Below are 14,714 nucleotides of genomic sequence, written 5' to 3' on the forward strand. Positions count from 1 at the left end.
GTTCCCGCCCCGGGACGCGCGCGCCGGATCAGGTCACGGCATCGCGTGCAGGTGCGCCCCGATCGTGTTGGCGATCTGGTTGCCCGCGGTGGCGTCCCAGTTGGTCGACCAGGTCATCGCCCCGCCGATCGTCGGCCAGGTCCGACTCGGCTTGAAGGAGCCGCAGTTGGTGCCGGCGGCCAGGCAGTCCAGCGCGTTGTTCACCAGCGAGGGGCTGATGTACCCGCCGCCCGCCGCGCTGGTGGACGCCGGGACGCCGAGGCCGACCTGGTCGGGCCGCAGGCCGCCCTGGAGCTGGATGCAGGCCAGGCCGGTGAGGAAGTTCTCGGTGCCCTGCGAGTACACGCCGCCGTCGCAGCCGAGCATCGCCCCGCTGTTGTAGTACTGCATGTTGACGATGGTCAGGATGTCCTTGGTGGCCAGCGCCAGCTTGAAGTACTCGCCGCCGGTGGACTGCATGCCGATGGTCTCCGGCGCCATGGTCAGCACGAACCCGGAGCCGACCTTGGCCGCCAGGCTGTGCAGCGCCTGCGACATGTAGGTGGAGTTGACGCCGTTCTCCAGGTCGATGTCGATGCCGTCGAAGCCGTACTGCTGGATCAGCTTGTAGGCCGAGTCGGCGAAGTTGGCCGCCGCGGTGGAGTTGGACACCGAGACGGTGCCGTTCTGCCCGCCGACCGAGATGATCACCTTCTTGCCGGCCGCCCGCTTGGCCGCGATGTCGGCCTTGAACTGGGCCTCGGTGTAGCCGCCGAGCTTGGACGACAGCGTCGGGTCCAGGGTGAAGCTGATCCCGCCCTGGGTGCTGGTGGCGTCCGCGAAGGCCACCGCGATGATGTCGTACGCGGCCGGGACGTCACTGATCCGCTGCGGGGTGGCGCCGTTGTAGAAGTCCTGCCAGTAGCCGGTCAGCAGGTGCCTGCGGGGCGGCGGCGCGGTCGGGCTGACGGTCGGGCTGACGGTCGGGGACGGCGAGGCGGTGTTCGACTCGGTGACCGACGGGGACGGCTGGGGGGTGCTCGGCGACGGGTCGACGATGACCGTCCCGGACGGCGACGGGCTGCCGGGGGCGGTGCCCGGACCGACCAGCGAGACCCTGTCCACGGTGAACGGGGTCTGCCCGTACCAGCCGTGGAACCACACCGACACCGAGGTGGTGGACGCGCCGGTGGTGAAGGTCGAGGTCAGGGTGTTCCACCCGGCGGCGGAGGTCCAGGTGGACGGGTCGGTGCCGCCGGTGCCGGTGACGCCCGCGAACACGTAGCTGCCCTGCACCACGGTGCTCAGGGTGTACGTCGAGTTCGGCAGCACCGTGACGGTCTGGCTGCAGTTGGCGTAGTCGGTGCCGGCGGGGGAGCCCTGGAGGTCCCAGCCGGTGGCGGCGTTGTTCACCGCGGTGACGGTCGGGCCGCAGGTCCACGGGCTGATGTGGTTGCCGGCCGAGAAGTCGCCGTTGGCGACCACGTCGACGCTGGGCGCGACGCCGGCGGTGGCCGTGCCGGCGCCGGCCATCAGCAGGCCGGTCAGGCCGGTGGCGGTGGCCACCAGCCCGGCGAGCAGGGCCCGTCCGGTGCGTCGGCCGGGCTGCGGTCGGGGCGGTAGTGCACGCATGCCATCTCCATGTGGGGGAGTGTCGATGGGGGTGCGGTGCGGGGAGCTTCGAGCGTGGAGCGGGTGGGAGCGACTCACACGGTGGAGTAGACCAATTCCGGTGTCAAGAGGGCCTGCGCCCCGGGGCGCCCGTCCGGGCCGGGCACCCGGAGTCCTTAGACTGGCGGGGTGAGCGACAAGGCCGAGCCCAACCCCTACACCGTCCGTCCCGCCGACGCCGGCGGCACCGACCCCGAACTGCGCGCCGTCGAGGCCGAGCTGGCCACCCGCTGGCCGGAGAACAAGCTGGAGCCCTCGCTGACCCGGATCGAGGCGCTGATGGACATCCTCGGCCAGCCGCAGCGGTCCTACCCCTCGATCCACATCACCGGCACCAACGGCAAGACCTCCACCGCCCGGATGGTCGAGCAGCTGCTCGGCGCCTTCGAGCTGCGCACCGGCCGCTACACCTCCCCGCACGTGGAGTCGGTCACCGAGCGGATCAGCCTGGACGGCGCGCCGATCAGCCCGGAGAAGTTCGTCGAGACCTACCGGGACGTCGAGCCCTACGTGCGGATGGTGGACGCCGCCCAGCCGATCGCGATGTCCTTCTTCGAGGTGCTCACCGGCATGGCCTACGCGGCCTTCGCCGACGCCCCGGTGGACGTCGCGGTGGTCGAGGTCGGCATGGGCGGCACCTGGGACGCCACCAACGTGATCGACGCCCAGGTCGCCGTGATCACCCCGATCGGCCTGGACCACACCGACAAGCTGGGGGAGACCACCGGCGAGATCGCGGTCGAGAAGTCCGGCATCGTCAAGCCCGGCGCGCTCGCGGTGGTCGCCCAGCAGCAGTTGGACGCCGCCGAGCAGATCCTGCGCCGCGCCGTCGAGGTGGACGCCACGGTGGCCCGCGAGGGCATGGAGTTCGGCGTGCTGCGCCGCGAGGTCGCGATCGGCGGCCAGCTGGTCACCCTGCGCGGCCTCGGCGGCCACGAGTACCAGGACCTCTTCCTCCCGCTGCACGGCGACCACCAGGCGCAGAACGCCGCGCTGGCGCTGGCCGCCGTCGAGGCGTTCTTCGGCATCGGCCAGGGCGGCGCCGAGCACCTGGACGAGGAGAAGGTCCGGCAGGCGCTGTTCGGCGTCTCCTCCCCGGGCCGCCTCGAGGTCGTCCGGCGCAGCCCCACCGTCATCCTGGACGCCGCGCACAACCCGCACGGCGCGCAGGCCGCGGTCAACGCGATCGGCGAGGCGTTCGGCTTCACCAAGCTGGTCGGCGTGATCGCCACCAGCGGGGACAAGGACGTCACCGGCCTGCTGGAGGTCTTCGAGCCGATCCTCGCCGAGGTCGTGGTCACCCAGAACTCCACCCACCGCGCGATGCCGGTCGACCGGCTGGCCGCGCTCGCCGTCGAGGTCTTCGGCGAGGACCGGGTGCAGGTCGAGCCGCGCCTGGACGACGCGATCGACGCCGCCGTCACCCTGGCCGAGGAGGAGGACCTCGGCGGCGCCGGCGTCCTGGTCACCGGCTCCGTCATCACGGTGGGCGAGGCGCGCCTGCTGTTCGGAAGGAAGTAACCGCAGATGCGCACCCTGTGCTCCTCCACGCTGATCGGCGAGGCCCTGCTGATCGTGTTCGCCGGCCTGGTCGCGATGAAGCTCACCGACGTCGGCACCGGCACCATCTGGGCGGTCAGCGCGGTGGCGATCGCCCTGTGCGTGCTGCTCTGCGGCGTGATCACCCGCCCCGGCGCGGTGCAGGTCGGCTGGGCGCTCCAGGCGGCGGTGCTGGCCAGCGGGCTGGTGCTGCCGACCATGTACGCCTTCGGCGTCGTCTTCGGCGGCCTGTGGTGGTGCTCGGTGCACTACGGCCGCAAGATCGACGTGCTCAAGGCGCAGCGGGCGGCCGCCGCGGAGCCGGCCCCGGCCGCGGCCTGACCGTCCGGCCGGTGACCGCCCTGGTCAACGGGCCGGCCACCCGTCCGGGGTAGTGTCGGAGCCACAGTCAGGCACGACCGAACACCTCAGGAGCCGTACCGTGTCCCAGCGCACTCTCGTCCTGCTCAAGCCCGACGCCGTGCAGCGCGGCCTGGCCGGCGAGATCATCAGCCGGATCGAGCGCAAGGCCGGTTGGCGCTTCGCTGCGATGGAGCTTCGCACCTTCGACCGCGCCACCCTCGAACAGCACTACGCCGAGCACGTCGGCCGCGACTTCTACGAGCCGCTGCTGGGCTTCATGACCTCCGGCCCGTCGATCGCGCTGATCGTCGAGGGCGAGAACGTCGTCCCCGGCATCCGCGCGCTGGCCGGCGCGACCGACCCGCTGGCGGCCGGCGCGGGCACCATCCGCGGCGACTACGCGACCATCACCCGGGAGAACCTGATCCACGCCTCGGACTCCCCGGAGTCGGCCGAGCGCGAGATCAAGATCTTCTTCCCGGGCCACGCGTGAGGGTTCCGTAGCGATCCGGTGCCCCTGTCCCCACCCGGGGCATGGGGCGCCGTCCACGGGGAACGAGCAGCTCAGCGGCCGGATGGCGGGTCGGGTTGCTCCCTCTGGGCGTTAATCGTCAAATCACGGAACCCTACACTCCGACACGGCGTCCCAATGCCAGGAGAAGGCGATTCGCCCCCGGAGAATGGGCGGCACGCCGTACCCGCCGCCCGCGCTGACCGGCGTGACTACGATGGACCCAACTCACGGGCACGGAGCGGCTGCTCAGCCGCCGTCAGCCCTGCCGCGGGCGCGTACGGCCGGCCCGCTCCCCGCCCTGATCCGAAACTCGGGAAGGCTCACGACATCCCATGGCGAACAACCTGTCGTTTCTCGGCCGGGACCTGGCGATCGACCTAGGCACCGCGAACACGCTGGTGTACGTCCGGGGCAAGGGCATCGTGCTGAACGAGCCGTCGGTGGTGGCGGTCAACACCAACACCGGCGGGATCCTCGCGGTCGGGGCCGAGGCGAAGAAGATGATCGGCCGCACCCCCGGCAACATCGTCGCGATCCGCCCGCTCAAGGACGGCGTGATCGCCGACTTCGAGATCACCGAGCGGATGCTGCGGTACTTCATCATGAAGATCCACCGCCGCCGCTACCTGGTCCGCCCGCGGGTCGTGGTCTGCGTCCCCTCCGGCATCACCGGCGTCGAGCGCCGCGCCGTGGTGGAGGCCAGCATCCAGGCCGGCGCCCGCCAGGTGCACATCATCGAGGAGCCGATGGCCGCGGCGATCGGCTCCGGCCTGCCCGTGCACGAGCCCACCGGCAACATGGTGGTCGACATCGGCGGCGGCACCACCGAGGTCGCGGTGATCTCGCTCGGCGGGATCGTCACCGCCCAGTCGCTGCGGGTGGCCGGCGACGAGCTGGACAGCGCCATCGTCCAGCACATCAAGAAGGAGTACAGCCTGCTGCTGGGCGAGCGCTCCGCCGAGCAGATCAAGATGTCGATCGGCTCCGCCTTCGGCCTGGAGGGCGAGAAGGACGAGCACGCCGAGATCCGCGGCCGCGACCTGGTCTCCGGCCTGCCCAAGACCGTGGTGATCTCGGCCGCCGAGGTCCGCGAGGCCATCGACGAGCCGGTCAACTCGATCATCGACTCGGTCAAGACCACCCTGGACCAGTGCCCGCCCGAGCTCGCGGGCGACGTGATGGACCGCGGCATCGTGCTCACCGGCGGCGGCGCCCTGCTGCGCGGCCTGGACGAGCGGCTGCGCCGGGAGACCGGCATGCCGGTGCACATCGCGGAGAACCCGCTGGACTCGGTGGCCCTGGGGGCGGGCAAGTGCGTCGAGGAGTTCGAGGCGCTGCAGCAGGTACTGGACGCCCAGCCGCGTCGTTGAACAAGGCAATTCGAATACACACCGAGCTGAGCTGATGAGCATGCAGCACGAAGGGGCGGCGGCGTCACCGTGAGGGACACCCGACAGAGTCGACTACTGCTGGTCCTGCTGGTCCTGGTGGCCTTCGCACTGATCACCGTGGACATCAAGGGCGGTGACGACTCGCCGCTCGGCGGTGCCCGCCGGGCCGCCGCCTCCGCGCTCGGCCCGGTGGAGAACGCCGCGGCCTCCGCGGTCGACCCGGTCGCCGGCTACATCCGGGCGATCCGCGACGCGAGCACCCACCAGCAGCGCCTCGACCAGATCACCCGGGAGAACACCGAGCTGCGCCAGAAGCTCGCCTCCTCGGACGCCGCCGCCGGGCGCAGCAAGCAGCTCGACGACATGCTGCGCACCGCCGGCGCCGGCGGCTACACCGTCAAGGCCGCCCAGGTGATCGCGATCGGCGCCGCCCAGGGCTTCTCCTGGACCATCACCATCGACGCCGGCAGCGACGACGGCCTGACCCGGGACATGACCGTGGTCGACGGCCAGGGCCTGGTCGGCCGGATCACCACCGTCGCGCCCACCACCGCCACCGTGCTGCTCGCCTCCGACCCCGGCTTCACCGCCGGCGTCCGGTTGGAGGGCAGCGGCGAGATCGGCTTCGCGGCCGGCCAGGGCGCCGCGCCGATGAAGGTCGAGCTGCTGAACGGCCGGGCCCAGGTGAAGGCCGGCGACCGGCTGGTCTCCTTCGGCTCGCAGAGCGGCCGCCCGTTCGTGCCCGGTGTGCCGGTCGGCACCGTCAAGGAGGTGCAGGCCACCCCGGGCCAGCTCACCAAGACCGTCCTGGTCGAGCCGTACGTGCAGTTCACCCGGCTCGACCTGGTCGGCGTGGTGGTCGTCCCGCCGCGCACCGACCCGCGGGACGCGGTGCTGCCGCCGGTGCCCGCCGCCTCCCCCGGCGCCGAGGGCAACCCGCAGGCGCCGATCGCCGCCGTACCGCCGACCACCGGGGGGAACTGATGCCGCGTGTGAACCGGATCCTGCTGTCCGCCGTGCTGCTGGTGCTGGCCCTGGTGATCCAGGTCAGCATCCTCGGCCGGCTCCAACTGCCCGGCGCCACCCCGGACCTGCTGATGCTGGTGGTGGTCGGCCTGGCCCTGGTGTACGGCCCGACCGGCGGCTGCCTGGTCGGCTTCTGCGCCGGCCTGCTGGCCGACATCTCCCCGCCCTCCGACCACGCGACCGGCCGGTACGCGCTGGTGCTGTGCCTGGTCGGCTACGGCGCCGGACTGCTGAAGCCGGAGGGCGGCCGGCAGCGCTCGGCGCTGTCCGCGCTGGGCGTGGTGGCGGTCGCCGCGGTGCTCTCCACCCTGCTGTACGCGACGGTCGGCGCCCTGGTCGGCGACACCGCGGCCCGGCACGTCGGCCTGACCGGCCTGGTGTTCAGCGCCCTGCTGTACGACGTGCTGCTGGCCCCGTTCACGGTGCCGCTGGTGATGCTGCTGGCCCGCCGCTTCGACAGCGGCCGGGTGGTCAACGAGACGGAGCGCGGCGCGGACGGCGGCTCCGGCCTCGGCGCGCTGGCCCGCTACCGCACCACCCGCGAGCCCTCCGCCACCCCCTACAAGAAGAAGCGCGCGCTCGGCCTCGCCAAGCGCCCCTGAGCCGGGACGGAGTCCGCGCACGTGAGCAACATCCCCGAGACCGGCCGGACCCGCCGGGTGACGATCCGGCTGGTCGTCCTCCAGGTGCTCGTCCTGTCGCTGCTGGCCACCCTCGGCGGCCGGCTGTGGTACCTGCAGATCCGCAACGGCAAGGAGTTCACCGAGAAGGCCCAGGGCAACCACATCCGCGAGGTGGTGGAGCCCGCCGTCCGCGGCGAGATCCTGGACGCCTCCGGGCGGATCCTGGCCGGCAACGAGACCAAGCTGGTGGTGTCGGTCTCCCGGACCGCGCTGCTCCAGCAGAAGGACCACGGCAAGGCCGTGCTGAACCGGCTCGCCGAGGTCCTGGGCGTCCCGGCCGACGACGTGAAGAACAAGGTCCGGCTGTGCGACGCGAAGACGCCGCAGCCCTGCTGGAACGGCTCCCCGTATCAGCCGATCCCGGTCACCCAGCAGGCCACCACCCAGCAGGCGATGCAGATAATGGAACGCCGCGAGGACTTCCCCGGCGTCACCGCCCAGCCCACCGCGCTGCGCCGCTACACCAACGCCGAGGGCGCCAGCGCGGCCCAGATCCTCGGCTACCTCTCGCCGGTCACCGACGACGAGGTCACCAAGAGCGCCGACAAGGCCGGCCGGGAGCGCCGGCTGCCCTCCGACCAGATCGGCCGGGCCGGCCTGGAGTCGGTGTACGACGACGACCTGCGCGGCACCACCGGCGTCGACCGGCTGGAGGTCGACAACCTCGGCCGGGTGATCGGCAGCGCCGGCAACACCCCCGCGCAGTCCGGCAACAACCTGGTCACCTCGATCGACGCCCGGGTGCAGAAGGTGGTCGAGGACCAGCTGGTCCAGGCCATGGCCGACGCCCGCACCCAGTACGACAAGGAGACCCACCGCAACTACATCGCCGACTCCGGCGCCGCCGTCGTGATGGACGTGCACACCGGCCGGATCGTGGCGATGGCCAGCGCCCCCACCTACGACCCCAACCTGTGGGTCGGCGGCATCTCCGCCAAGGACTACGAGACGCTGAACAGCAAGGACTCCAACTACCCGCTGATCAACCGGGCCATACAGGGTCAGTCCGCCCCCGGCTCCACCTTCAAGGTGATCTCCACCACCGCCGCCGTGCAGGCCGGCTACGACCTCAACGGGCGCTACCCGTGCCCGAAGTCGCTGTACATCGGCGGCCGCGAGTTCAAGAACTTCGAGAGCGAGCAGTTCGGCGACATCTCGCTGGAGAAGGCGCTCGAGGTGTCCTGCGACACCGTCTTCTACGGCCTGGCCTACGACCAGTGGATGAAGGACGGCGGCCTCAAGCCCAAGAAGGACGCCCAGGACTGGTTCTTCAAGACCGCCCACGAGTTCGGCCTCGGCGCCAAGACCGGCGTCGACCTGCCCGGCGAGGTGGCCGGCCGGGTCCCCGACCGGCAGTGGAAGCAGTCGTACTACGACGCCATGAAGGACTCCTGGTGCGCCCAGGCGGCCAAGGGCGGCCACGAGTACGACGACGAGATCGCCCGCGAGAACTGCGCCGACGGCAACCAGATGCGCGCCGGTGACATGGTCAACTTCGCCATCGGCCAGGGCGACACCCTGGTCACCCCGCTGCAGATGGCCCGGATCTACTCGGCGCTCGCCAACGGCGGCACGCTGTACCGGCCCACCATCGGCAAGGCGGTGGTCAGCCCCGACGGCACCCTGGTGCGCGACATCGCCCCGCACGAGGACGGCAAGATCCCGGCCCAGGGCAAGCTGCTGGAGTACATCGACCAGGCCACCGCGGGCGTCGTCACCTCCGGTACCGCCGCCTGGAAGTTTACCGGCTCCGGCTGGCCGCAGGGCAAGATCGAACTGCACGCCAAGACCGGCACCGCCGAGGTCGCCGGCAAGCAGACCACCTCCTGGCTGACCACCTACAGCGGCGACTACGCGGTGGTCATGACGATCAGCCAGGGCGGCACCGGCTCCGGCGGCTCCGGCGACTCGGTGCGCCGGATCTACCAGGCGCTGTACGGCGTCGACGACAAGGGCAACATCGACAACTCCAAGGCGCTGCTGCCCAAGCCGCAGGCCGAACTGCCCAAGTTCAACCCGGACGGCACCGCGATCGTTCCCACCGCCTTCAGCTACGAGCCGGGCGCGACCTTCCTGGACCCGGCCCCGCCGGCCCAGGCCGACCAGCCGGCGAGCGTCCTGCTGGCCGCCGTCGAACCCACCCGCGGCGGCGGGTACGGAAGGGGCCGGGCATGACCCCGTACGACTCCTACGGCTCCTTCCGCTTCGGGCCGCCGAGGTCCCTGCTGGGGCGGGCGCTGGCCAAGGACTCCCCGCTGCGGCGGCTCGACTGGATCATGATCCTGGCGGCGCTGGCGCTCTCCCTGGTCGGCTCGCTGCTGGTCTGGTCGGCCACCCGCGGCCGGGACTCGCTGACCCACGGCGACCCGCAGTACTTCCTGTACCGGCACCTGACCAACCTGCTGATCGGCATCGGCCTGTGCGCGGCGGTGATCCTGCTCGGCACCCGCCGACTGCGCACCGCGGTGCCGTTCATCTACCTGGCCGTGATCCTGATGCTGTTCGCGGTGCTCAGCCCGCTCGGCTCGACCATCAACGGCGCGCACTCCTGGATCCAGTTCGGCGGCGGCTTCTCCATCCAGCCCGCCGAGTTCGCCAAGCTGGCGATCGTGCTGGGCATGGCCGTGGTGCTGTCCTCCCGGGTCGACGCGGGCGAGCGGGAGTTCCCGCCCACCCGCAGCGTGCTGCAGGCGCTCGCGGTGGCCGGCTTCCCGATGGCCGTGGTCATGCTGATGCCGGACCTCGGCTCGGTGATGGTCATGGTGGTCACCATGCTCGGCGTGCTGCTGGCCTCCGGCGCCGCCAACCGCTGGGTGGTCGGCCTGCTGGCCGGCGGCACCGCCGGGGCGCTGGCGATCTGGAAGCTCGGCATCCTCAGCCAGTACCAGGTCGACCGCTTCGCGGCCTTCGCCAACCCGGCCCTCGACCCGGCCGGCGTCGGCTACAACACCGCGCAGGCCCGGATCGCGATCGGCTCCGGCGGCCTGACCGGCATGGGCCTGTTCCACGGCACCCAGACCATAGGGCAGTTCGTCCCCGAGCAGCAGACCGACTTCGTGTTCAGCGTGGCCGGCGAGGAACTCGGCTTCGCCGGCGGCCTGCTGATGCTCGGCCTGCTCGGCGTCATCCTGTGGCGCGCCTGCCGGATAGCGCGCCAGGCCACCGACCTGTACGGGACGATCCTGGCGGCCGGCGCGGTCACCTGGTTCGCCTTCCAGGCGTTCGAGAACATCGGCATGAACCTCGGCATCATGCCGGTCGCGGGCATCCCGCTGCCGTTCGTCTCCTACGGCGGCTCCTCGATGTTCGCGGTCTGGATCGCGATCGGACTGCTGCAGTCGGTGCGCTCCCAGCGGCCGATAGGGATCTAGCGCCGGCCACCGGCGTGGAAACGTGGAAACAGTGACCCTCGGGGCTCGGCTACCCTGAAGGGTCACTGCTTTTTCTGCCGTAAAGGTCCTTGCGCATGACTGTCGAATCGGTCTTCCCACGCCTGGAGGCCCTCCTCCCGCACGTCCAGAAGCCGATCCAGTACGTCGGTGGCGAGCTCAACTCGACCGTCAAGGACTGGGACTCCTGCGACGTGCGCTGGGCGCTGATGTACCCGGACGCCTACGAGGTCGGCCTGCCCAACCAGGGCACCATGATCCTCTACGAGGTGCTGAACGAGCGCGAGGGCGTCCTCGCCGAGCGCAGCTACAGCGTCTGGCCGGACCTGGAAGCGCTGATGCGCGAGCACGGCGTCCCGCAGTTCACGGTCGACGCGCACCGCCCGATCAAGGCGTTCGACGTGTTCGGCCTGTCGTTCTCCACCGAGCTCGGCTACACCAACATGCTGACCGCGCTCGACCTGGCCGGCATCCCGCTGAACGCCGCCGACCGCACCATGGACGACCCGGTCGTCCTCGCGGGCGGCCACGCCGCGTTCAACCCCGAGCCGATCGCCGACTTCATCGACGCCGCCGTGGTCGGCGACGGCGAGCAGGCCGTGCTGGACATCACCGACATCGTCCGGGCCTGGAAGGCCGAGGGCCGCCCCGGCGGCCGCGACGAACTGCTGCTGCGGCTGGCGAAGACCGGCGGGGTGTACGTCCCGCGGTTCTACGACGTCGAGTACCTGGCCGACGGCCGGATCGCCCGGGTCGTCCCGAACCGCCCCGGCGTGCCGTGGCGGGTCTCCAAGCACACCGTGATGGACCTCGACGAGTGGCCCTACCCCAAGCAGCCGCTCGTCCCGCTCGCCGAGACCGTGCACGAGCGGATGTCGGTGGAGATCTTCCGCGGCTGCACCCGCGGCTGCCGCTTCTGCCAGGCCGGCATGATCACGCGCCCCGTGCGGGAGCGAAGCATCACCGGCATCGGCGAGATGGTGGAGAAGGGCCTGAAGGCCACCGGCTTCGAGGAGGTCGGCCTGCTCTCGCTGTCCTCCGCGGACCACTCCGAGATCGCCGACATCACCAAGGGCCTGGCCGACCGCTACGCCGAGGACAAGGTCGGCCTCTCGCTGCCCTCCACCCGGGTCGACGCCTTCAACATCGACCTGGCCAACGAGCTGTCCCGCAACGGCCGCCGCTCCGGCCTCACCTTCGCCCCCGAGGGCGGCTCCGAGCGGATCCGCAAGGTCATCAACAAGATGGTCTCCGAAGAGGACCTGATCAACACGGTGGCCGCCGCGTACGGCAACGGCTGGCGCCAGGTGAAGCTGTACTTCATGTGCGGCCTGCCCACCGAGACCGACGAGGACGTCCTCCAGATCGGCACCATGGCGAAGAACGTCATCGCCAAGGGCCGCGAGGTCACCGGCACCAACGACGTCCGCTGCACGGTCTCGATCGGCGGCTTCGTCCCCAAGCCGCACACCCCGTTCCAGTGGGCCCCGCAGCTGTCCGCCGAGGCCACCGACGAGCGGCTCACCAAGCTGCGCGACTCGATCCGCGGCGACCGCAAGTTCGGCAAGAACATCGGCTTCCGCTACCACGACGGCAAGCCCGGCATCATCGAGGGCCTGCTCTCCCGCGGCGACCGCCGGGTCGGCGCCGTCATCCGGGCGGTCTACGAGGACGGCGGCCGCTTCGACGGCTGGCGCGAGCACTTCTCGTACGACCGCTGGATCGCCTCCGCCGAGAAGGGCCTGGCCGGCACCGGCGTCGACGTCGACTGGTACACCACCCGCGAGCGCTCCTACGAGGAGGTGCTGCCCTGGGACCACCTGGACAGCGGCCTCGACAAGGACTGGCTCTGGGAGGACTGGCAGGACGCGCTGGAGGAGGTCGAGGTCGAGGACTGCCGCTGGACCCCGTGCTTCGACTGCGGCGTCTGCCCGCAGATGGACACCCACATCCAGGTCGGCCCGACCGGCAAGAAGCTGCTCCCCCTGACGGTCGTCAACGACTGACGCGTCCTCACCCCCGGGCCCCCGCCACGACCCCGTGGCGGGGGCCCTTTGCCTGGGTATTACCATCGGCCGAACGGCCTACGGGGAGTGACGATGGTTCAGCAGCAGGGGCAGCCGCAGCAGGGCGGGGGGTGCCTGGTCGCGGTGGTGCGGCCGGTGGTGGTGGCGGTGGTGGTGCCGCTGCGGCTGCTGTGGGAGCTGGTGGTGCTGGTCGGCCGCGGCGTCGGCTGGGTGGTCGACAAGGTGCTGCTGTGGCCGCTGCGGATGCTGTGGCGCTACCTGGTGCGGCCGCTGCTGAAGTGGCTGGTGGTCGAACCGCTGCGGCTGCTGTGGCGGTACGTGCTGGAACCGGTGCTCGGGTTCCTCTGGAACTACGTGCTGGAACCGGCCTGGAACGGGATGATCGCCGTCGCCCGCGGCTTCGGCAAGGTGATCGCCTGGCTCGGGTACTACCTGGTCGCGGTGCCGCTGCGGGCCTTCTGGCGCTGGGTGCTGGTGCCGATCGGCAAGGCGTTCTACTACGGGCTGTGGCGGCCGGTGCTGTTCCCGGTGCTGCGCGCGCTGTGGCTGGCGTTCCGCTGGGCCTGGCGGATCGGCGGCCGGATCTGGCGCTTCACCGTGGTCGCCCCGTGCCGCTGGGTGCGCCGCAGCGTCTGGTGGCCCGTCAAGGCGGAGATCCGCCGGGTGGCCCGGGAGGTACGGCGGGCGCTGTTCGGCTGACGCACCGCGTACCCTTGGTGAGGACAAGGTCCGGCCGGAGCCGCACGCGGTGCGAGGCCGGACGGGGACAACTGACGAAGGACTGAGCCCCCTGGCACGCCGCACGCCCGACGGTCCGCCGCCCGCGCCGACGGTGCAGCGCATCCGTCTCCGCTACACCAAGCGCGGCCGTCTGCGCTTCACCAGCCACCGGGACTTCCAGCGGGCGTTCGAGCGCGCGCTCCGCCGCTCGGCCGTCCCGATGGCCTACTCCGCGGGCTTCACCCCGCACCCCAAGGTCTCCTACGCCAACGCCGCCCCGACCGGCACCGCCAGCGAGGCCGAGTACCTGGAGATCGGCCTCGCCGAGCGCCGCGACCCGGAGGCGCTGCGCCGCCAACTGGACGAGTCGCTGCCCCCCGGCCTGGACATCACCGAGGCCGTCGAGGTCGCCACGGGCAACTTCGTGGAGCGGCTGGAAGCCTCCGAGTGGCTGCTGCGGCTGCCCGGCGTGGAGCCCGCCGAGGCCGAGAAGGCCGCCGCCGCGTTCCTCGCCGCCGACGCGGTCGAGGTCCAGCGGATGACCAAGAACGGCCTGCGCACCTTCGACGCGCGCGCCGCCGTCGCCGCCATCGGGCTCGCCCTGGCGGACACCGACCTGGTCGGGATCGGTGACAACACGGCCACGGACGGTGCGGACGATGTTCGTACGGGTGCTCCCTGTGCGATACTGCGCCTGGTAGTACGACACGCCACACCCGCCGTACGACCCGACGACGTATTGTCCGGTCTCCGTTCGACGGCCGACCTCGCGCCGCCGGTCCCCGCAGAGGTGACCAGGCTGGCGCAGGGGCCGCTCGACGAGCAGGCCGGCACGGTGACCGACCCGCTGGCGCTCGACCGCGCCGCGGCCGAGGTCGGCCGGTAGGCCGCCCCGCCGCGCGCAACCGCCGTCCGCCGAGTGGGCGGGAGCGCAGGCACGGAGAGAACTCCGGGCCTGCGGCTCCCCGGCCCCCGCGGCTCCCCAGGGGAGCGAGCGTCGTCGCGCGCAGGCCCGGCCACCCCCTCGGCCAGGCCCTTGAAAACTGAGAAGACTGGTCAGACCAGAAGACTTTTCGCCTCCCCGCGCCCCGCGGGTGGCGAGCGAGACTACGAGCCCCTGTGCGGCCTCGCGTCCGCACGACGGCACCGTGGGAGCCGGACCGCCCGAAGCGGCCTCCGGCTGGTGAATGCGGTGGAGCGTCGTGCCCGGACGCGGAGCCCGGGGGCCTGACGGGAGACACACCCGCATGCTCGAAAACACCGAACCGCAGCCCGCTGCGGCCGACAGCAACGACACCGGCGCCGTCGAGGGCGGCTCCGCGGCCCCGCCGCGGCGCCGCCGCCGGGCGGTGTCCCGCCCGGCCGGATCGCCGCAGGGCGCCGCCGGCGAGGGCGCCGAGACCGTGCTCCCG

12 protein-coding genes are annotated in these 14,714 nt (G+C 71.6%); 11 read left to right on the forward strand and 1 reads right to left on the reverse strand.

Annotated features, from left to right (window positions below; translation table 11 throughout):
• Positions 1-33: 33 nt before the first annotated feature.
• The gene (locus tag ACFUEL_RS20120) at positions 34-1,611 is read right to left on the reverse strand and encodes a chitinase (RefSeq protein WP_380237741.1); all 1,578 of its coding nucleotides are present in this window, start codon (positions 1,609-1,611) and stop codon (positions 34-36) included.
• Positions 1,612-1,779: 168 nt separating this feature from the next.
• Here ACFUEL_RS20120 and ACFUEL_RS20125 point away from each other — a divergent pair, with 168 nt between their 5' ends.
• From ACFUEL_RS20125 to ACFUEL_RS20175, 11 genes are all read left to right on the forward strand, one after another.
• Positions 1,780-3,171: a bifunctional folylpolyglutamate synthase/dihydrofolate synthase gene (locus ACFUEL_RS20125; RefSeq protein ID WP_380237742.1), complete on the forward strand. Its 1,392-nt coding sequence runs from the start codon at positions 1,780-1,782 to the stop codon at positions 3,169-3,171.
• A gap of 6 nt (positions 3,172-3,177) precedes the next feature.
• Positions 3,178-3,531 carry a DUF4233 domain-containing protein gene (locus ACFUEL_RS20130; RefSeq protein WP_380237743.1) on the forward strand — a complete coding sequence of 118 codons (354 nt, stop codon included), beginning with the start codon at positions 3,178-3,180 and terminating at the stop codon, positions 3,529-3,531.
• 100 nt (positions 3,532-3,631) lie between these two features.
• Positions 3,632-4,045, forward strand: a complete 414-nt coding sequence (ndk, locus tag ACFUEL_RS20135; protein ID WP_380237744.1) for a nucleoside-diphosphate kinase — start codon at positions 3,632-3,634, stop codon at positions 4,043-4,045.
• 365 nt (positions 4,046-4,410) lie between these two features.
• Complete coding sequence (locus ACFUEL_RS20140) at positions 4,411-5,436, forward strand: rod shape-determining protein (RefSeq protein WP_033217100.1); 1,026 nt, start codon at positions 4,411-4,413, stop codon at positions 5,434-5,436.
• A gap of 69 nt (positions 5,437-5,505) precedes the next feature.
• Positions 5,506-6,441 carry a rod shape-determining protein MreC gene (gene mreC, locus ACFUEL_RS20145; protein ID WP_380237745.1) on the forward strand — a complete coding sequence of 312 codons (936 nt, stop codon included), beginning with the start codon at positions 5,506-5,508 and terminating at the stop codon, positions 6,439-6,441.
• On the forward strand, positions 6,441-7,085 hold the full coding sequence (gene mreD / locus ACFUEL_RS20150; RefSeq protein WP_380237746.1) for a rod shape-determining protein MreD: 645 nt from the start codon (positions 6,441-6,443) through the stop codon (positions 7,083-7,085). The genes mreC and mreD overlap by 1 nt, the downstream gene beginning before the upstream one ends.
• A gap of 21 nt (positions 7,086-7,106) precedes the next feature.
• Entirely contained in the window at positions 7,107-9,341 is a 2,235-nt protein-coding gene (gene mrdA / locus ACFUEL_RS20155) for a penicillin-binding protein 2 (protein ID WP_380237748.1), read from the forward strand.
• A complete protein-coding gene (gene rodA / locus ACFUEL_RS20160) occupies positions 9,338-10,537 on the forward strand; it encodes a rod shape-determining protein RodA (protein WP_380237749.1) in 1,200 nt (399 codons plus the stop codon). The genes mrdA and rodA overlap by 4 nt, the downstream gene beginning before the upstream one ends.
• Positions 10,538-10,632: 95 nt before the next feature.
• A complete protein-coding gene (locus ACFUEL_RS20165) occupies positions 10,633-12,561 on the forward strand; it encodes a TIGR03960 family B12-binding radical SAM protein (protein ID WP_380237751.1) in 1,929 nt (642 codons plus the stop codon).
• Positions 12,562-12,654: 93 nt separating this feature from the next.
• Positions 12,655-13,281, forward strand: coding sequence for a hypothetical protein (locus ACFUEL_RS20170; protein WP_380237753.1), 627 nt, complete (start codon positions 12,655-12,657; stop codon positions 13,279-13,281).
• 133 nt (positions 13,282-13,414) lie between these two features.
• Positions 13,415-14,188 (forward strand): TIGR03936 family radical SAM-associated protein, encoded by a 774-nt coding sequence (locus tag ACFUEL_RS20175; RefSeq protein ID WP_380237755.1) that lies wholly within the window; start codon positions 13,415-13,417, stop codon positions 14,186-14,188.
• The last annotated feature ends 526 nt before the right edge of the window (positions 14,189-14,714 follow it).

The organism is Kitasatospora sp. NPDC057198, from assembly GCF_042670125.1.
In the GTDB taxonomy this organism is placed as follows: Bacteria; Actinomycetota; Actinomycetes; order Streptomycetales; family Streptomycetaceae; genus Kitasatospora.